17 protein-coding genes are annotated in these 18,623 nt (G+C 64.9%); 14 read left to right on the top strand and 3 right to left on the bottom strand.

From position 1 onward, the window contains the following. Positions 1 to 108: 108 nt before the first annotated feature. From BI327_RS10020 to BI327_RS41565, 3 genes are all read left to right on the top strand, one after another. The gene (locus BI327_RS10020; protein ID WP_076860079.1) at positions 109 to 3,810 is read left to right on the top strand and encodes a YhdP family protein; all 3,702 of its coding nucleotides are present in this window, start codon (positions 109 to 111) and stop codon (positions 3,808 to 3,810) included. A 58-nt stretch (positions 3,811 to 3,868) separates the two neighbouring features. Beyond that, positions 3,869 to 4,315, top strand: coding sequence for a hypothetical protein (locus BI327_RS10015; protein ID WP_076860077.1), 447 nt, complete (start codon positions 3,869 to 3,871; stop codon positions 4,313 to 4,315). Between the two features lie 120 nt (positions 4,316 to 4,435). Beyond that, complete coding sequence (locus BI327_RS41565; RefSeq protein WP_143271568.1) at positions 4,436 to 4,702, top strand: hypothetical protein; 267 nt, start codon at positions 4,436 to 4,438, stop codon at positions 4,700 to 4,702. A 191-nt stretch (positions 4,703 to 4,893) separates the two neighbouring features. Here the strand turns inward: BI327_RS41565 and BI327_RS10005 are convergent, their stop codons facing one another. Both BI327_RS10005 and tyrS read right to left on the bottom strand, forming a co-directional pair. Further along, complete coding sequence (locus tag BI327_RS10005) at positions 4,894 to 6,141, bottom strand: MFS transporter (protein WP_076860073.1); 1,248 nt, start codon at positions 6,139 to 6,141, stop codon at positions 4,894 to 4,896. A gap of 56 nt (positions 6,142 to 6,197) precedes the next feature. Then, a complete protein-coding gene (gene tyrS, locus BI327_RS10000; RefSeq protein WP_076860071.1) occupies positions 6,198 to 7,451 on the bottom strand; it encodes a tyrosine--tRNA ligase in 1,254 nt (417 codons plus the stop codon). Between the two features lie 152 nt (positions 7,452 to 7,603). On the opposite strand from tyrS, the gene BI327_RS09995 reads away from it, so the two are divergent. The 3 genes from BI327_RS09995 (at position 7,604) to BI327_RS09985 (ending at position 9,800) form a co-directional block, all read left to right on the top strand. After that, positions 7,604 to 8,707 (top strand): anhydro-N-acetylmuramic acid kinase, encoded by a 1,104-nt coding sequence (locus tag BI327_RS09995; RefSeq protein WP_076860069.1) that lies wholly within the window; start codon positions 7,604 to 7,606, stop codon positions 8,705 to 8,707. Positions 8,708 to 8,789: 82 nt separating this feature from the next. After that, the gene (locus tag BI327_RS09990) at positions 8,790 to 9,467 is read left to right on the top strand and encodes a glutathione S-transferase family protein (RefSeq protein ID WP_076860718.1); all 678 of its coding nucleotides are present in this window, start codon (positions 8,790 to 8,792) and stop codon (positions 9,465 to 9,467) included. A gap of 3 nt (positions 9,468 to 9,470) precedes the next feature. Then, positions 9,471 to 9,800 carry a DMT family transporter gene (locus BI327_RS09985; protein ID WP_076860067.1) on the top strand — a complete coding sequence of 110 codons (330 nt, stop codon included), beginning with the start codon at positions 9,471 to 9,473 and terminating at the stop codon, positions 9,798 to 9,800. A 103-nt stretch (positions 9,801 to 9,903) separates the two neighbouring features. Here the strand turns inward: BI327_RS09985 and BI327_RS09980 are convergent, their stop codons facing one another. Beyond that, the gene (locus tag BI327_RS09980; RefSeq protein WP_016843213.1) at positions 9,904 to 10,551 is read right to left on the bottom strand and encodes an alpha/beta hydrolase; all 648 of its coding nucleotides are present in this window, start codon (positions 10,549 to 10,551) and stop codon (positions 9,904 to 9,906) included. A gap of 457 nt (positions 10,552 to 11,008) precedes the next feature. Here BI327_RS09980 and BI327_RS09975 point away from each other — a divergent pair, with 457 nt between their 5' ends. The 8 genes from BI327_RS09975 to BI327_RS09940 all read left to right on the top strand — a co-directional run bounded on the left by BI327_RS09975 (position 11,009) and on the right by BI327_RS09940 (position 18,617). After that, positions 11,009 to 12,166: a cysteine desulfurase family protein gene (locus tag BI327_RS09975; protein WP_076860065.1), complete on the top strand. Its 1,158-nt coding sequence runs from the start codon at positions 11,009 to 11,011 to the stop codon at positions 12,164 to 12,166. A gap of 94 nt (positions 12,167 to 12,260) precedes the next feature. Beyond that, positions 12,261 to 13,757 (top strand): Fe-S cluster assembly protein SufB, encoded by a 1,497-nt coding sequence (gene sufB, locus BI327_RS09970; protein WP_076860064.1) that lies wholly within the window; start codon positions 12,261 to 12,263, stop codon positions 13,755 to 13,757. A gap of 57 nt (positions 13,758 to 13,814) precedes the next feature. Beyond that, entirely contained in the window at positions 13,815 to 14,567 is a 753-nt protein-coding gene (gene sufC / locus BI327_RS09965) for a Fe-S cluster assembly ATPase SufC (RefSeq protein WP_076860717.1), read from the top strand. A gap of 17 nt (positions 14,568 to 14,584) precedes the next feature. After that, a complete protein-coding gene (sufD, locus tag BI327_RS09960; RefSeq protein WP_076860062.1) occupies positions 14,585 to 15,907 on the top strand; it encodes a Fe-S cluster assembly protein SufD in 1,323 nt (440 codons plus the stop codon). After that, a complete protein-coding gene (locus BI327_RS09955) occupies positions 15,904 to 17,151 on the top strand; it encodes a cysteine desulfurase (RefSeq protein ID WP_089025431.1) in 1,248 nt (415 codons plus the stop codon). The genes sufD and BI327_RS09955 overlap by 4 nt, the downstream gene beginning before the upstream one ends. Beyond that, positions 17,148 to 17,519, top strand: a complete 372-nt coding sequence (locus BI327_RS09950; protein ID WP_021081118.1) for an SUF system Fe-S cluster assembly protein — start codon at positions 17,148 to 17,150, stop codon at positions 17,517 to 17,519. Before BI327_RS09955 ends, BI327_RS09950 begins: the two co-directional genes overlap by 4 nt. A 74-nt stretch (positions 17,520 to 17,593) precedes the next feature. Continuing rightward, positions 17,594 to 17,983, top strand: coding sequence for a HesB/IscA family protein (locus BI327_RS09945; protein WP_050629414.1), 390 nt, complete (start codon positions 17,594 to 17,596; stop codon positions 17,981 to 17,983). Between the two features lie 148 nt (positions 17,984 to 18,131). Next, positions 18,132 to 18,617 carry a TfoX/Sxy family protein gene (locus BI327_RS09940; protein ID WP_076860060.1) on the top strand — a complete coding sequence of 162 codons (486 nt, stop codon included), beginning with the start codon at positions 18,132 to 18,134 and terminating at the stop codon, positions 18,615 to 18,617. The last annotated feature ends 6 nt before the right edge of the window (positions 18,618 to 18,623 follow it).

Raw genomic sequence — 18,623 nt, 5'->3', positions numbered from 1 at the left:
GAATTCGACGCGTTACCCGTCCGCTTGCTGAATTGGCTTTTGATTGGTTGGTTTGGTCCGTTCCGGGGGCCATCGGCGAGTAACACGATTAGGCGAGGATAGGCGGCGATGCCGGCACAGGAGCGCTCGATACGAATCGACGGGCGCCCCGATGGCGGTGATCAGCTTCGCCGTCAGCACCGAGAGGCAATGGCAAGGAACACGTCGCCGCAGGGTCCAAATCCGCGCGCCGGGGCTGACTTCTCGCAATGGGAAGACGACGCCGCGTGGGACGAGCAGGATGAGGCGGCGGGCAACCGTGCGCGGCAATTGCTGTCGCGTTCCAACACCAATCTGCATCGCTTCACCGATTTCTGCTCCGGCATGCAGCGCTGGCTGAACGGCGAGCGCTGGATCCGGCGCATCGGCCTGGTCCTCGTGGTGCTGGTCGTGATGTTTGCGACCTGCTTCGGCGCGCTGTGGTGGCGGCTCGGCGCCGGTCCGATCAATCTCGATCTGGCGACGCCTTGGCTTGCCGCCGCGATCGAGGAGAATATCGGCCACGGCAATACGGTCGAGGTCGGCGGCACCCAGATCGAGCGCGCCGGCCGCGTCAGGATCGCGGTGCGGATTCGCGACATCATCGTCCGCGATCGCGACCATGCGATTGTTGCCAGTGCCCCGAAGGCCGAAGTGCGCCTGTCCGGAACGGCACTGCTGATGGGCCAGTTGCGGGCCGAGAGCCTCAACCTGGTCGATGCGGAACTGTCGGTGCGCATCACGCCCGACGGCAATGTGACGGTGTCCGCGGGCGACACCGCAAAACCGCTGGCGACCGGCGTTGCCTCCAAGCGCGAGGCCGGCATGCCGCCGACATTCCCACGTCCGGCGCCCGCCGCGCCGCCGCCGCCCGTTGCCTCGCCGCCGGTTGCCGCCGAGCCGTCGGGCGCTGCACCCGATTCGGCCCAGAGCGGGCTGCTCGCCGGCCTCGACTGGCTCGACAGCCTCAGCATGACCGGCCTCGACGGTCAGAACCTCAACGAGATCGGCCTGAAGAATGGCAACCTCGTCGTCGACGACCAGCAGCGCGGCAACAAATGGAGCTTTGAGAATATCAGCCTGAGCCTGCGGCGCCCGAGCGGCGGCGGCGTTGCGCTGAGCTTCGGCGAGGAGGGCGCAAAGCCGTGGTCGGTGCGGGTCCTGGTCGGACCGCAGCAGAACGGCGTGCGCTCGGTCGACATCAAGGCCGACAAGGTGTCCACCCGAAACATCCTGCTCGCGATGCGGACCAAGGATCTCACCTACACGGCCGACCTGCCGCTGTCGGGCGAGATGAAGGGCGAGCTCGGCCGCGACGGCCTGCCGACCTATTTCCGCGGCAAGATCAATGTCGGCGCCGGCAACATCATCGACACCGATACGCCCGACTACCCGATGCCGGTCGATTCTGCCGAGATGAGCGTCGAATGGGATTCGGGACGGCGCGTGCTGCTGGCCCCGATCAAGATCGTCTCGGGCGCCAACCGGATCACGCTGCTCGGGCACCTCGAACCACCCAACGATAATGTCACCGACTGGCAGGCCGGCCTGTCCGGCGGCACCATCGTGCTGGCGGGCGCCGACAAGAATGAGCCGCCGCTGATCTTCAACCGCATCAACATCGGGTTCCGGTTCGACACCGAGAAGAAGCGCGTGCTGCTGACCCAGGCCGATATCTCCAACGGCGAGATCGGTGTCGCCGGCACCGGCAGCATCGACTATTCCGGCGAGCCGCGGTTGCAGCTCGGATTTGCCGGCACGCCGATGTCGGCCTCCGCGCTGAAGCGGATGTGGCCGGTCATCATCGTGCCCGAGGTGCGCGAGTGGGTGCTCGAGCGGATCGACCGCGGCACGCTCCAGCGCATCGATGTCGGCGTCAATTCGCCGGTGCATAATCTATCGCGCAAGGGACCGCCGATTCCGGATGACGGTCTCTCGGTCAACATCGTCGCCTCGGGGGTCACGGTGCGCCCGGTCGATCAGATGCCTGCCGTGCATGATGCGGATCTGAAGGCGAGGGTGACCGGCCGCACTGCGACCGTGACCATCAATCAGGGCATCGCCGACACGCCTGCGGGCCGCAAGATCACGCTGTCGGATTTCACCTTCGAGGTGCCGGACATGGCACCGAAGCCGTCGCCGTCGAAGGTCAAGTTCCGGGTCGACTGTCCGGTGCCGGCCGCCGCCGAGATCCTCGCGTCCGACCGGCTCAGCGATCTCTCCGGTCCGCCGATCGATCCCAACGCCAGCAAGGGCAACGTCACGGCGACGATCAATCTCGGCATGCCGGTGAAGGGCGAGCTGACCAAGGCCGATACGCTTTACTCCGTCACCGCCGACATCTCCGGGGTTGCCGTCGACAAGCTGGTGATGAACCAGAAGCTCGAGGCCAACACGCTGAAGGTGATTGCCAGCAACGCCGGCTTCCAGGTCAAGGGTGACGTCAAGATCAACGGACAGGCGGCCTCGCTCGACTACCGCAAGCCGGCCGACGGCGACGCCGACGTCAAGCTGCAGGCAACGCTGGATGATGCGAGCCGCGCGCGCCTCGGGCTTGATCTCGGGCCCGCGGTGTCGGGCGCGATCCCGATCAAGCTGAACGGCAAGATCGGCAGCGGCGACAATCCGACCACCAAGATGGGCGTCGAGGCCGACCTGACCCAGCTCAAGCTCGACAATATCCTGCCGGGCTGGGTCAAGGCGTCGGGCAGGGCGGGCAAGGCGACCTTCAACGTGGTGCCCAAGGGGCAATCGACGCGGTTCGAGGACATCTCGATCGACGGCCCCGGCGTGTCGATCAAGGGGGCGCTCGAGGTCGACCAGAACGGCGACCTCATGAACGCGAACTTCCCGACCTACGCACCGTCGGAAGGTGACAAGACATCGCTGCGGGCCGATCGCGGTCAGGATGGCGTGATCAAGGTGACGATGCGCGGCGATGTGTTCGATGGCCGCGGCTTCCTGAAATCGGCGATCTCCGGCCGCGATGATCCCAAGAGCAAGACCAAGACCACCGATTTCGATGTCGATCTGAAACTCGGCGCGGTGGCCGGATTCAACGGCGAGGCGCTGCGCAGCGTCGACGCCAAGATCTCGCGCCGCAACGGTTTCTTCAAGGCGTTCACGCTGAGCGGTAAGGTCGGCCGCGACACCCCGGTCTCGGTCGACATGCGCGGCCGCCAGCAAGGGCGCGAGGTGATCTATCTGCAGACCGGCGACGCCGGCGCGTTCCTGCGCTTCATCGACACCTATTCCAAGGTGGTCGGCGGCCAGCTCACGCTGGCGATGGAGCCGCCGATCCCCGAGCCGAGCCCCAGGGAAGGCCTCATCAACATCACCGGCTTCTCGGTGAAGGGCGAAACGCAGCTCGACCGCGCCGTCGCCGGAGGGCCGGTCAGCACCCAGAACGGCATCGGGTTCGACGCGCTGCGCGCCGAGTTCACGCGCCAGAGCGGCCAGCTCTCGATCCGCAACGGCGTGGTCAAGGGACCGAGCATCGGCGCGACCATCGAGGGCAGCATCGATTATGTCGGCAATCAGGTGCGGATGAACGGCACCTTCATTCCGATGTACGGGTTGAACAACATGTTCGGCCAGATCCCGTTCTTCGGGATCTTCCTCGGCGCCGGCAGCAATGAAGGCCTGATCGGCGTGACCTATGAGGTGGTCGGCACGCCGAGCCAGCCGGTGCTGCGCGTCAATCCGATCTCGGCGCTGGCGCCCGGCCTGACGCGCAAGATCTTCGAGTTCAAGCAATACGGCCCGAACGATCTGCCGACGACGAACAATTAGAGCAAGTTGAGCCCGGTGCGGACCTGATGTTGATGTCGAGGTACGTGCCATCGCTGACATGACGAGCTTCGTATCGGCGATAGCCGCCGTCGTGACGTCGCTTGTGGTGGCAATCCCGGCCGGCGCGTCAGGCGCATGCAAGACGACGCTGCGCGGAGAACTGGTGCAGTCGCCGGACCTTCCCCTCGCTTCGCCGCGTAAATTTCTGCGCTTGACGCTTTCGGAGATCGTGCGAGGCGACGGAGCGTATGGCGGCGAGAGACGCCAGGAATTTCAGACCTTCATGATTCCCAATACGATGACCACGCTCCCCATTCCATTCACGCTGAACGTGGATAATCCCAGGGATTGTCCAGCCGAACTCAGACTGAGCGCTGAGACCAGCGACAAGGACGATCCCATGAGCTTTTTCACTCACGGTGACTTCCATCTGATCGGCGCGAAACGGGTTCGATTGGACGAATTCGAACAAATACCTGTTCATAGTCAGTTGCGCAGATTCTGAAATCAGTGCGGACGCGGGGAAGGAACTCCTTGAGGTCTCGTCGTTCGGGTGAAGTTCGCGCAGGAACCTTGCCCTGCCTGGGATGTTGGAGAGCCATTCAACAACTCAGGAGGAGCTCTCATGAGGACGCTGTTGTTGGCCGGTGTACTGGCAGTTGCTGGTTTCGCTATGGCCACGCCGATCTCCATCGCACCCGCGTCAGCTCAAGTGGCCGTCGACACTCCGCTCGGCGGCGTAAGAGTGGGCCCGGAGCCTCGTCACTACCGCGACTATGATCGACGCGCTTATCGCGCCTACGATTACGATCGCGGATATCGCGGATGCCGCACCGTCACGGTCGAGCGTGACGACGGTTCGGTCCGCAGGGTCCGTCGTTGCGATTACTAAGATCGACCTCCGGGGCGCGCACAAGATCGTTCGAGCCGGCTCTCGAAATCAGGAAATTGGGAGCCATCCACTAAGGCCGCCTGAGTAGGCGGCCTCTTTATCTCGCGAATGTCGCCTGTTGGCCCGAGGCCGACGCGCATTCGCGGCCTCTGCGCCACCTTCCGAGCCGAGGCGGGCACACGCGTCCGGACTCAGCGCCGCAGCGCCGGCACCACCAGGAACGGGATCAGGCCGAGCACGACGTTGACGAGCGCGAAGGCGATCAGCGGGTTGTAGCTGTGGGTCCAGTCATGGATCAGGCCGCCGCCCCATGAGCCGAGGCCGGAGCCCAGCCCGCTGCCGATCATGATCGTGCCGTAGATCGTGCCGACGCGCTCGCCGCGGAAGATCTTGAGCGCCGTCGCCGTGATCAGCGGCCCGCGCGAGCCGATCATGCTGCCGAAGCAGATGATGAAGCCGGTCAGCAGCCAGTAGTTCGGATACCACTGCAACAGCCACAGCAGGATGATGCCTGCGATCGAGACGCCGTAGCTGAACAGCACCGAGGGCCTGCGGCCGATGATGCCGTCGAGCGTGGACACGCCGAGCATGCCGACGAACAGCGCGACGCCGGAGAAGCCCCAGGCGGTCGCCGCCTGCAGCGGCGGGAAGCCGACATCGATCAGATAGGCGACGATCTGCGCCGTCAGCGCGTACATCGCAATCGCCGTGAAGAAGAAGGTCGAGAACAGCGCCCAGAAGGCGTGGTGACGCATCGCGGCGAGCAACGTCCAGCCTTCCTCGGCGAGACCTGCTTGCGCCTTCTTGACGATGTGCGGCGATCCGCTGGCGAGCAGCCGCCACGGCAGGAAGACGAGCGGCACGAGCAGGCCAAGCGCAGCGATGCCGAACACCTGATAGGCCTCGCGCCAGCCGATCCGGTCGATCAACACCTGCGACAGCGGCAGCAGCAGCAACAGGCCCGCGCCGGTTGCCGAATACATCACGGCCATGGCGGTCGGCAGCCGCGGCCCGAACCAGCGGCCGAGCAGGATCGAGTTCGAGACATTGCCGATCAGCGCGGTGCCGAAGCCGACGCAGAGCCCGACAGAGAGCTGGAATTGCCAGAGCTGCTGTGCGCGCGAGGCGACGAGGAATGCGCAACCGAGCAGCGACAGGCCGAGCGCATAGACCACGCGCGGACCCGAGCGGTCGAACATGCGTCCGACCAGCGGCGCGGTCAGGCCGCTGGCGAGCCAGGTCAGCGAATAGACCGACACGACGGAGGCGCGGTCCCAGCCGAAAGTTTCCGAGATCGGTTTCAGGAACACCGTGAAGCTGTCGCTCAGCCCGCGCCCGAGCACCGACAGCACGAAGCAGAGCGCGAGCACGTTCAGCGCGACGCGCGACTGTTTCGCCGGCGTTGCAAGCGTCTCGCTCGGGGGCGTGGTCTGGTCCATCGGAAAGATGGGAGCGCGCTTTCGGTACCCCCTGCAACCGACAAATGCGAATGCGCCTATGCAGGCTTCAGCAGCACGTGACGCTTCTTGCCGAGCGACAGCTTCACCACGCCTTCGGGCGTGAGATTGGCCGGTGTCAGCAGCATCTTCTCGTCGGTGACGGCAGCATCGTTGACGCGCAGGCCGCCGCCCTTGATCTGCCGGCGCGCTTCGCCGTTGGAGGCGACGAGCTCGGCCTTGACGAAGGCAGCCAGCACGCCGACGCCGGCTTCAAATTCGCCGCGCGGAATTTCTACGGTCGGCAAGGTTTCGGCCAGCGCACCTTCCTCGAAGGTGCGGCGCGCGGTCTCGGCGGCCTCAACGGCCGCGTCGCGGCCGTGGAGCAGGGCAGTCGCCTCGGTCGCCAGCACCTTCTTGGCTTCGTTGATCTCGCCGCCGGCCAGCGCCGCGAGCTTGTTGATCTCGCTCATCGGCAGGATGGTGAACAGCTTGAGGAACTTGACGACGTCGGCGTCCTCGACATTGCGCCAGTACTGCCAGAAGTCGTAGGGCGAGAACTGGTCGGCGTTGAGCCACACCGCACCCTTCGCGGTCTTGCCCATCTTGTCGCCCGAGGCGGTGGTGAGCAGCGGCGTGGTCAGCGCGAACAATTGCGGCGAGCCCATGCGGCGGCCGAGATCGACGCCGTTGACGATGTTGCCCCACTGGTCGGAGCCGCCCATCTGCAACCGGCAGCCGGCGCGGCGCGACAGCTCGACGAAGTCGTAGGCCTGGCAGACCATGTAGTTGAACTCGATGAAGCTCATCTCCTGCTCGCGCTCGAGCCGGAGTCGCACCGAATCCATCGTCAGCATGCGGTTGACCGAGAAGTGCCGGCCGATGTCGCGCAGCATCTCGATCCAGTTCAATTTGGTCAGCCACTCGGCGTTGTCGAGCATGATGGCGTCGGAATGCCCGTCGCCATAGCGCAGCACCTTGGCGAACACGCCGCGGATCGAGGCCTTGTTGGCTTCGATCTCCGCCACCGTGCGCATCGCGCGCGTCTCGTCCTTGCCCGAGGGGTCGCCGACCATCGTGGTTCCGCCGCCCATCAGCGTGATCGGCTTGTTGCCGCTCTGCTGCAGCCAGTACAGCATCATCATGGTCAGGAAATTGCCGATGTGGAGCGACGGCGCGGTGCAGTCATAGCCGACATAGGCGGTGGCCTCGCCCTTCGCCGCGAGCGCGTCGAGGCCCTCGAAATCGGAGCACTGGTGGACGAAGCCGCGTTCCTGTAGAGTGTTCAGGAAATCCGATTTAAATGCAGTCATTTGTCGGCGAGCCAGATCATTCTTGTTTTACGGTTTTTGCATCTATTTGCGGAACCTTGATGCTTGAGGCTGCCGCAGGCGGACGCGCAGTGGCATTATAGGATGTACTTGTTTGAGACAAGCCGGGGGTTCCCGGCTGGGGCGCTTCCAAGATGATGTTAACGGCACTCGGTCTGATGAGCGGCACCTCGCTCGACGGGGTCGACGTGGCACTGATCGAGACCGATGGCCGCCAGATCAAGGCCTTCGGACCATCCGGCTATCGACCCTATACCGACGGCGAGCGCAGCCTGCTGCGCCAGGCGCTGACGGAGGCGGTTCACCTGTCGCAGCGCGACGCCCGGCCGGGGATCTTGCGGCAGGCCGAGCAGGCGGTCACCACAGCCCATGCCGAGGCGGTCGCCAGCTTTGCGGCGCAGCACCGGATCGCCGCCCAGGAGATCGACATCGTCGGGTTCCATGGCCAGACCGTGCTGCATCGCCCCGAGCGGAAGCTGACGGTGCAGATCGGCGACGCCCTGGCGCTCGCCAAGGCGATCCACATTCCGGTGATGCACGATTTCCGCGCCGCCGATGTCGAGGCCGGCGGGCAGGGCGCGCCGTTCGTGCCGGTCTACCACCGCGCGCTGGCGCAATCGCTGAACCGCGAGGGGCCGATCGTCGTGGTCAATATCGGCGGCGTCTCCAACATCACCTATATCGACGGCACCGACACGCTGATCGCCTGCGACACCGGGCCGGGCAACGCGCTGCTCGACGACTTCATGTTCCGCCAGATGCACCAGCCGTTCGACACCGAGGGACGGTTCGCCGCGCTGGGCAAGGCCGACGAGGCCTGGATCGCACAGGCCCTGAGGCTGCCGTTCTTCTCGGCTCCACCGCCGAAATCGCTCGACCGCAACGACTTCGCAAGCCTCAAGCTCGGCGCGGTGGCGCCGGCCGACGGCGCCGCGACGCTGACCGCGTTCACCGCGGCCGCGATCGCCCGCGTCGTGCCGCTGCTGCCGAAACGGCCGAAGAGCTGGATCATCTGCGGCGGCGGCGCCTCCAACCTCACGATGCTGCGGATGCTGCGCGCGCGGCTGGCGCCGGCAACCGTCGAGCCCGCCGAGGCGCTCGGCTGGGCGGCGGATGCGATCGAGGCGCAGGCGTTCGGCTTCCTCGCCGCGCGCGGCATGAAAGGCCTGCCGCTGAGCTACCCCGCCACCACGGGGGTGCCGATCCCGATGACCGGGGGCATCATCGCGCGACCGTGATTTAGATGCAAATGCATCTACCTTGACAGATCCATGCAGCTGAATTTAATTCGATGCAGTTGCATTGAACGCGAGGTTCGTCATGGCCGCCCTGAAGCTGATCAGCCACAAGCTCTGTCCCTATGTGCAACGCGCGGTGATCGCGCTGCACGAGAAGGGCGTTCCGTTCGAGCGGATCGACATCGATCTCGCCAACAAGCCGGACTGGTTCCTGAAGATCTCGCCGCTCGGCAAGGTGCCGGTGCTGGTCGTGACCCGCGACGACGGCAAGGAGATCGCGCTGTTCGAGAGCAACGTGATCTGCGAGTACATCGAGGAGACGCAAGCCGGCGCCAAGCTGCATCCGCAGGACGCGCTGATCCGCGCCGAGCATCGCGCCTGGATGGAGTTCGGCTCGGCCATTCTCGGCGACCTCTGGGGCCTCGAGACCGCGACCGATGCCGCGGCCTTCGAGAGCAAGCGGCAGGCAGTCGCGGCAAAATTCGCGCGCGTCGAGGCCGCACTCGGCGCGGGTCGGTTCTTTGCCGGCGACACATTCAGCCTGGTGGATGCGGTGTTCGCACCGATCTTCCGCTATTTCGATCTGTTCGACCAGCTGACCGATCTCGCGGTGTTTACCCACACGCCGAAGCTTCGCGCATGGCGCAGCGCGCTGGCGCAGCGGCCGAGCGTGCGCAGTGCGGTCTCGCCCGACTATCCCGCGCTGCTGCACGCGTTCCTGGTCGGCCACCGCGCGCACATGCTGAAGCTTGCCGCCTAAGCCATGTCGCATTCCATTGCCTGGATCGCGCTCGTCGTCGCCGGTCTTCTCGACGTCGGCTGGGCGGTCTCGATGAAATATGCCGAGGGCTATACCCGGCTCGGCTGGACGCTGGTCTCGCTGCTGCTGCTTGCCGCCTTCGTGTTCCTGCTCGGGCGCGCGCTGCAGGTGCTCGGCGTCGGCGTCGCCTACACGGTATGGACCGGCATCGGCGCGGTCGGCACGCTGACCATGGGCGTGCTGCTGTTCAACGAAGCGCTGAACCCGATGAAGGTCGCCGGGATCGCGCTCGTGCTGGTCGGCATCGCCGCGTTGAAGTTCGCGCCGGAGTAGGGGATGCGTAGCCCGGATGAGCGAAGCGATATCCGGGGCCGACCCAAATTGTGGCGCAAGCAGTCCCGCATGTCGCTGCGCTCATGCGGGCTACGGCAGGGCGTCACCGCACGTTGGCGAGACGCATGTCGAGATAGCCGGTCACCGTCTCCATCAGCGGCTCGAGCTTGCCGTCGAAGAAGTGGTTGGCGCCGGGGATGACCTGCTGGTCGATCACGATGCCCTTCTGCGTCTTCAGCTTCTCGACCAGCGTGTTGACGTCCTTGGGCGGCACCACGGCATCCTTGTCGCCGTGCACGATCAGGCCAGAGGACGGGCAGGGCGCGAGGAACGAGAAGTCGTAGAGATTGGCGGGCGGCGCGATCGAGATGAAGCCCTCGACCTCCGGCCGGCGCATCAGGAGCTGCATGCCGATCCATGCGCCGAACGAGAAGCCCGCGACCCAGCAGGCGCGCGCCTCCGGGTTGATCGCCTGCGCCCAGTCGAGCGCGCTCGCCGCATCGGACAATTCGCCGGTGCCGTGATCGAACGAGCCCTGGCTGCGGCCGACGCCACGGAAGTTGAAGCGCAGCACGGAGAAGCCGCGATGCGCGAAGGCGTAGTAGCACTGATAGACGATCTGGTGATTCATCGTGCCGTGGAACTGCGGATGCGGATGCAGGATCATCGCAATCGGCGCGTTCTTCTGCTTGGCCGGATGATAGCGGCCCTCGAGACGGCCAGCAGGGCCGGTGAAAATCACTTCAGGCATTGTGTTCCCTTGATTGACGCGTTCCCTTGATTGACGTCGATCAATCAACCGGTTGGAGCCATCTTCAGCGACGGGGCGCGAACAGGGCGGCTCATGTGAAATCGGCGCAGGTACCGCGGGGCGGCACGCTGTTGGGCCTTCTAGCATGACGCAAGGGGCAAAAATCAAGGAAATTGTGCCGCTTGGCAGAGGCTAATCCGCTCTGTGACACGCGCGCTGCCCGCGCGTCGGCGGCGATCCGGATCAACACGCCGAATTGTTCGCCGGCTACCTGAAGTTTTGCTTCGTCACAATACTATCGCGCGCACGGCGCCGCGAATGTCTTGCCTGGCAACATGACAAAACTCCGGCGCGCATGAAAAATCCCGCACGCCGGCGACTCTGATCTGGTCTCGGTGCCCGACTGTCGTTATGTCGCAGTGAGGCCGCAACCACGGTGGTGCGGCGGACAAGCTCGATGGCCGATCGCGTCTATCTCGACTGGAATGCCACCACGCCGCTTCGCCAGGAGGCGAAGGCGGCGATGGCCGCGGCGTGGGAACTGAGCGGCAACCCGTCTTCTGTGCACAGCGAGGGACGTCGCGCGCGCCGGCTGGTCGAGGATGCCCGCAACGCGGTGGCGAAGGCGGTCGGCGGCCGGCCGCAGGACGTCGTCTTTCTCTCCGGCGGGACCGAGGCCAATGCGCTCGCATTGACGCCGGGACTGCACCGCGGCGCGGGCGCGCCGGTGCAGCGGCTGCTGGCGTCCGCGATCGAACATCCGTCGGTCCTCGCGGGCGGACGGTTTTCGCGTGAAGCGATCGGCGCCATCAATGTCACGCGCGCGGGGGTGATCAATCTCGATCATCTGCGCGCGCTGCTCGCGGACGGTCCGCCCGCGCTGGTCTCGGTGATGCTGGCGAACAACGAGACCGGGGCCATTCAGCCTGTGGCTGACGTTGCCGAGATCGTCCACGCGGCCGGTGGCCTGCTGCATGTCGATGCGATCCAGGCGTTCGGCAAGATCCCGTTCGATCTCGCCTCGACCCGGGCTGACCTGGTGACGCTGTCGGCGCACAAGATCGGCGGGCCGAAGGGTGTCGGCGCGCTGGTGCTTGCCGAAGGCGTCGAGGGGCTGGAGGCATTGCTGCGTGGCGGCGGGCAGGAGCTCGGGCGGCGGGCAGGGACCGAGAACGTCGTGGGGATCGCAGGCTTTGGTGCGGCCGCGAAGGCCGCGATGCTGGCGCTGAAGGCCGACGCCGCCCGCGTCCGAGGGCTGCGCGACCGGCTCGAGCATGGTCTCCGGCAGACGCCCGACGTACTGGTGTTCTCCGATGATGTGAAGCGGTTGCCAAATACCGTTTTGTTCGGCGCGCCGGGGATGAAGGCCGAAACGGCGGTGATCGGGTTCGATCTGGGGGGAATCGCAGTCTCGTCCGGCTCCGCCTGCTCGTCGGGCAAAGTCCAGCCATCCCACGTGTTGGAGGCAATGGGATACCGTTCAGAGGTGTCCCAGGGAGCGGTGCGGCTCAGTCTTGGCTGGTCTACCACGGAGACAGACGTGGATTTGGCCCTCAAGGCTTGGCGAAAGCTCGCCGATACCTTAGTTAAGGGGGAACGACGAAACACAGCTTGAACTGTTCTAAGCGGATTTCATCGTCAAAGCATCGTAAGAGATTTTCGGAACTTGAGATCCACCGCGGTCCTTGAAACCGCGAGCGGAGGATTGAATGCCTGCTGTACAAGAGACGGTCGAGCGCGTCCGGCGCATCGACGTCGACCAGTATCGATATGGGTTTGAGACGCTGATCGAGTCCGACAAGGCCCCGAAGGGGCTGTCGGAAGACACCGTCCGCTTCATCTCAGCAAAGAAGAATGAACCGGCCTGGATGCTGGAATGGCGCCTGGAGGCGTATCGCCGCTGGCTGACCATGACCGAGCCGACCTGGGCGCGCGTCGACTATCCGAAGATCGACTATCAGGACATCTATTACTACGCGGCGCCGAAGCCGAAGAAGACGCTGTCCTCGATCGACGAGATCGATCCGGAAATCCTCAAGACCTACGAGAAGCTCGGCATTCCCCTGCGCGAGGTCGCGATCCTCGAGGGCGTCGAGCCGCCGCCCGGTGGCGAGCAGACGCCGAACCGCAAGATCGCGGTCGACGCCGTGTTCGACTCGGTCTCGGTTGCGACCACGTTCCAGAAGGAGCTGAAGGCGGCCGGCGTGATCTTCATGCCGATCTCGGAGGCGATCCGCGAGCATCCCGATCTGGTGCAGAAATATCTCGGCACCGTGGTGCCGACCTCGGACAACTATTTCGCGACGCTGAATTCGGCGGTGTTCTCCGACGGCTCGTTCGTCTACGTGCCGCCGGGCGTGCGCTGCCCGATGGAGCTGTCGACCTATTTCCGCATCAACGAGCGCAACACCGGCCAGTTCGAGCGCACGCTGATCATCGCCGATAAGGGCTCCTACGTCTCCTATCTCGAAGGCTGCACCGCGCCGCAGCGCGACGAGAACCAGCTGCATGCCGCGGTGGTCGAGCTCGTCACGCTCGATGACGCCGAGATCAAGTATTCGACGGTGCAGAACTGGTACCCCGGCAACTCCGAGGGCAAGGGCGGCATCTACAATTTCGTCACCAAGCGTGGCGACTGCCGCGGCCGGAATTCCAAGATCTCCTGGACCCAGGTCGAGACCGGTTCGGCGATCACCTGGAAATATCCGAGCTGCATCCTGCGCGGCGACAATTCGAGCGGCGAGTTCTACTCGATCGCGATCTCGAACGGCTTCCAGCAGGTCGATAGCGGCACCAAGATGATCCACCTCGGCAAGAACACGTCGAGCCGGATCATCTCCAAGGGCATCGCCGCCGGCAAGTCGCAGAACACCTATCGCGGCCTCGTCAGCGCCCATCGCAAGGCCACCGGCGCCCGCAACTACACCGCCTGCGACTCGCTTCTGATCGGCGACAAATGCGGCGCGCACACCGTGCCCTATGTCGAGGCCAAGAATTCCTCGGCGACGTTCGAGCATGAAGCGACGACGTCGAAGATTTCCGAGGACGTGCTGTTCTACTGCATCCAGCGCGGGCTCTCACAGGAAGAAGCCGTCGGCCTCGTCGTCAACGGTTTCGTGAAGGACGTACTGCAGCAACTGCCGATGGAGTTCGCGGTGGAAGCGCAGAAGCTGATCTCGATCAGCCTTGAAGGTTCGGTTGGCTAATCCATCCCGCTGTGGCGCGGCTGACGCGCCTCGTGGATGATGTTCAGGAAAAATCAGATGTCTTTGCTTGAAGTGAAAGATCTGCAGGTTCGTGTCGAGGAGCGCGAGATCCTCCACGGGCTGTCGCTTACGGTGAACCCGGGCCAGGTGCACGCGATCATGGGGCCGAACGGCTCCGGCAAGTCGACGCTCTCCCACGTCATCGCAGGCAAGCCGGGCTATGAAGTCACCGGCGGCCAGATCCTGTTCAGGGGCGAGGATCTCCTGGAGATGGAGCCGAACGAGCGCGCCGCCAAGGGCGTGTTCCTGGCGTTCCAGTATCCGGTCGAAATCCCCGGCGTCACCACCTGGAATTTCCTGCATGCGGCACTCAACGCCCAGCGCAAGGCGCGCGGCGAGGACGAGATCTCGTCGCCGGCCTTCCTCAAGAAGGTCCGCGAGGTCGCCAAGTCGCTGAACATTCCGCAGGACATGCTGAAGCGCGGCGTCAACGTCGGCTTCTCCGGCGGTGAGAAGAAGCGCAACGAGATCCTGCAGATGGCGCTGTTCGAGCCGGCCGTCTGCATCCTCGACGAAATGGATTCCGGCCTCGACATCGATGCGCTCAGGATCGCCGCCGACGGCGTCAACGCGCTGCGCTCGCCGGAACGCGCGATGGTCGTGATCACCCACTATCAGCGGCTGCTCAACTACATCGTGCCCGATGTCGTGCACGTGATGTCGAAGGGCCGGGTGGTGAAGAGCGGCGGCAAGGAACTGGCGCTGGAGCTGGAAGAGTCCGGTTACGCGCAGTTCGAAGACGCTGCCTGACGGGTACGGGTTCTCAGATGAACGTTGTTGCAAAGACCGAGACCGGACGCGCGCTGGGCGATGTGTTCGCCGTGGTGCGCGACCGTCTGCCGGGCAAGGGCAAGATCGCCGATCAGCGCCGCCAGGCGTTCGAGGCTTACGAACGATCGGGCCTGCCGCACCGCCGGATCGAAGACTGGAAATACACCGACCTGCGCGCGCTGATGCGCGAGGTGCTGCCGCTGGCGCCTGCGCCGGATGCCGCGGTGCTCAGCCGCGCCGCTGCCGCCGTCAAGCTGCGCGCGATCGATGGCGTGCGCCGCCTCGTGCTGGTCGATGGCGCCTTCGCGCCTGATCTGTCCGACCTCGGCAATCCCGAAAAGGGTCTCAGCATCCGCCCGTTGCGTGAGGTGCTCGACGCCGGCGATGGCGCGCTCTCGGAGCAGGCCTTTGCGTCAGACATCTCCAATCCGATGATCGCGCTCAACGGCGCGATGGCGACCGACGGCGTCGTCATCGACATCGCCAACGGCACGATGCTGTCCCAGCCGCTGCACATTGTGCACGTCGCGTCCGGCACGGCGCCGGCCTCGATGTTCACGCGCTCGCTGTTGCGGCTTGGTCGCGATACCGGCGTGACGCTGGTGGAGAGCTATCTCGCCGCCGAAGGCGCCAAGGCCTACCAGACGCATGACGGGCTGGTTGTCGCGATCGGCGACAACGCGCGGCTCGACCACGTGCGTCTGGTCGAAGACGCGATCGATGCCTTCAACATTTCCTCGGCGACCGTGACGCTCGGCGCGCATGCCCATTTCAACACCTTCGGCCTGACCTCGGGCGGCCACGTCAGCCGCTATCAGTTGACGGTGACCTGTGCCGGCGAGGGCTCGACGGTCGAGACCAACGGCGTCAACCTGATCAACGGCAAGCAGCACGCCGATACCACGCTGTTCATGGATCACGCGGTGCCGCACTGCGCGAGCCGCGAGATCTTCCGTGCCGTCGTCGATGACCGCGCCCATTCCGTGTTCCAGGGCCGCATCATCGTCCGCCCCGACGCGCAGAAGACCGACGCCAAGATGATGACCCGCGCGCTGCTGCTGTCCGACGATGCGGAAGCCGACAACAAGCCGGAGCTCGAGATCTTCGCCGACGACGTCACCTGCGGTCACGGTGCGACCACCGGTGCGCTCGACGAGAGCCTGCTGTTCTACATGCGCGCCCGCGGACTGCCCGAGAAGGAAGCGCAGGCGCTGCTGATCCAGGCCTTCGTCGGCGAGGCGATCGAGACCATTGCCAGCGACGCGTTGCGCGAGGTCGCAATTGCCACCGCGCAGCGCTGGCTGGAAGCGAGGGCGTGAGCATGCACAAGGCGGTCGCCAACGGTTCTTACGACGTCGCTTTGGTGCGGCAGGATTTTCCGGCGCTCGCCATGCAGATCTACGGCAAGCCGCTGGTCTATCTCGACAACGCGGCCTCGGCCCAGAAGCCGAATGCGGTGCTCGACCGCATGACGGAAGCCTACAAGAGCGAATACGCCAACGTGCATCGCGGCCTGCATTACCTCGCCAATGCGGCGACGGAGGCCTATGAGGGCGCCCGCGGCAAGGTCGCGCAGTTCATCAATGCCCGCCGCAGTGAAGAGATCGTCTTCACCCGCAACGTCACCGAGGCGATCAACCTGGTGGCGTCGTCCTGGGGCGGCGAGAATATCAAGGAGGGCGACGAGATCGTCCTCTCGATCATGGAGCACCACTCCAACATCGTGCCGTGGCACTTCCTCAGGGAACGCCAGGGTGCCGTGATCAAGTGGGCGCCGGTCGACGACGAGGGCAACTTCCTGATCGAGGAGTTCGAGAAGCTCCTGACGCCGCGCACCAAGATCGTCGCCATCACCCAGATGTCGAATGCGCTGGGCACGCTGGTTCCGGTCAAGGACGTGGTCCGGTTGGCGCATGCCCGCGGCATCCCGGTGCTGGTCGACGGCGCGCAGGGCGCGGTGCATCTGCCGATCGACGTCCAGGACCTCGACTGCGATTTCTACGCCTTCACCGGCCACAAGGTGTACGGGCCGACCGGCATCGGCGCGCTCTACGCCAAGCACGAGCATCTGGTGGCGATGCGGCCGTTCAACGGCGGCGGCGAGATGATCCGCGAAGTGGCCAAGGACTGGGTCACCTATGGCGATCCGCCGCACAAATTCGAGGCCGGAACGCCGCCGATCGTCGAGGCGATCGGGCTCGGCGCCGCGATCGACTATGTCAATTCGATCGGCAAGGAGCGCATCGCCGCGCATGAGCACGAGCTGCTCACCTATGCCCAGGATCGCCTGCGCGAGATCAACTCGCTGCGGGTGATCGGAACCGCCCGCACCAAGGGCCCGGTGATCTCGTTCGAGATGAAGGGCGCGCATCCCCACGATGTCGCGACCGTGATCGATCGACAGGGCATCGCCGTGCGTGCCGGCACGCATTGCGTGATGCCGCTTTTAGAGCGGTTCAACGTCACGGCCACCTGCCGCGCATCCTTCGGGATGTATAATACCAAGGAAGAAGTCGACCATCTGGCGCAAGCGCTGATCAAGGCGCGGGAATTGTTCGCATGACCGATACAGCCGAAGTCAAGACGGCCACCATGGAAACCACCTCGGCACTGCCGGCGGAGGAGACCGAGCGCATGAGCGGCGAGATCGTCGCGGCGCTGAAGACGGTGTTCGACCCGGAAATCCCGGCCGACATCTATGAGCTCGGCCTGATCTACAAGGTCGATCTCAAGGACGATCGCTCCGTCGATATCCTGATGACCCTGACCACGCCGAACTGCCCGGCGGCGGGCGAGCTGCCGACCATGGTCGAGAACGCCGTTGCCAGCGTTCCCGGCGTCGGCGTCGTCAACGTCAATCTGGTGTGGGATCCGGCCTGGACGCCGGACCGGATGTCGGACGAGGCGCGCCTCGTCCTCAATATGTGGTGATGCGTTAGGGGATTGGACTTAGGCTCGAGAAGATCGGCAATTGATTTGCCGCTGGGACTGACCACATGAGTGACATGACGCAAGCTTCACCAACCCCAGCCAAGCCGAAGCGGCCGCGCCCGCAGGTCATGAAACTGACCGATGCCGCGGCGGAGCGGATCAGCGAGCTGACCAAGCGCGCTGATTCCGAGATCGTCGGCCTGCGCGTCGGCATCAAGAACGGCGGCTGCGCCGGACAATCCTACACCGTCGAATACGCCCACGAGATCCGCCCGACCGACGAAGTGGTCGAGGACAAGGGCGTCAAGATCCTGGTCGATCCGAAGGCCGTGCTGTTCCTGCTCGGCACCGAGATGGATTACGTCGCCGACAAGATGCAGGCCCAGTTCGTGTTCAACAACCCGAACCAGGTTTCCGCCTGCGGCTGCGGCGAATCGGTGCAGCTCAAGCCGGCCACGGTCTGATCGCTGCCGCGCCGGGCGCCCGCGCGATAGCGTTCGCGCCTTTTAGACTCGAAATCCACCATCGTTGCGTATCGACGTGTTGGTCGATCATACTGCGCGCAACAGGCTGCGGCGGGCGTGTCCGGTCGCGCTGCGATGAGGTGGGTACATGGACCGCGAATTTCTCACCGACCTGTTCGTCGATTTCGGCCCGGTCACGTTGCGCCGGATGTTCTCCGGTTACGGCATCTCCGCTGACGGCACCAATTTCGCGCTGGCCTTGCGGGCCGGGCTCTACTTCCGCGCCGACGAAGAGACCATCCCGCAATTCGAGGCGGAAGGCTCGAAGCCGTTCCAGTACCAGACGAGTTCGAAGACGGTCACTGTGAACTCCTATTGGCAGCTGCCGGCGCGGCTGTTCGACGATGCCGAGGAACTCGCGGTCTGGGCACGCCTTGCGCTCGGCGCCGCCCAACGTGCCGCGCTGCGCAAGCGGCCGAGGAAACGAGCGGCTGCTTCGAAGACGAAGGCGCCGGCGAAGAAAGCTGCCGCAAAGAAGACCGTGGCCAAGAAGGGCGCGGCAAAGACGCGGACCGCGAAATCGAAAGGCAGGGCGGGGAAAGCGAAGCGTGCCCACCAAACTCGGCGGCGCTAGGATGGT

It is taken from the genome of Bradyrhizobium mercantei (genome assembly GCF_001982635.1).
In the GTDB taxonomy this organism is placed as follows: Bacteria; Pseudomonadota; Alphaproteobacteria; order Rhizobiales; family Xanthobacteraceae; genus Bradyrhizobium; species Bradyrhizobium mercantei.
This window is presented reverse-complemented; position numbering and strand designations above follow the sequence as displayed.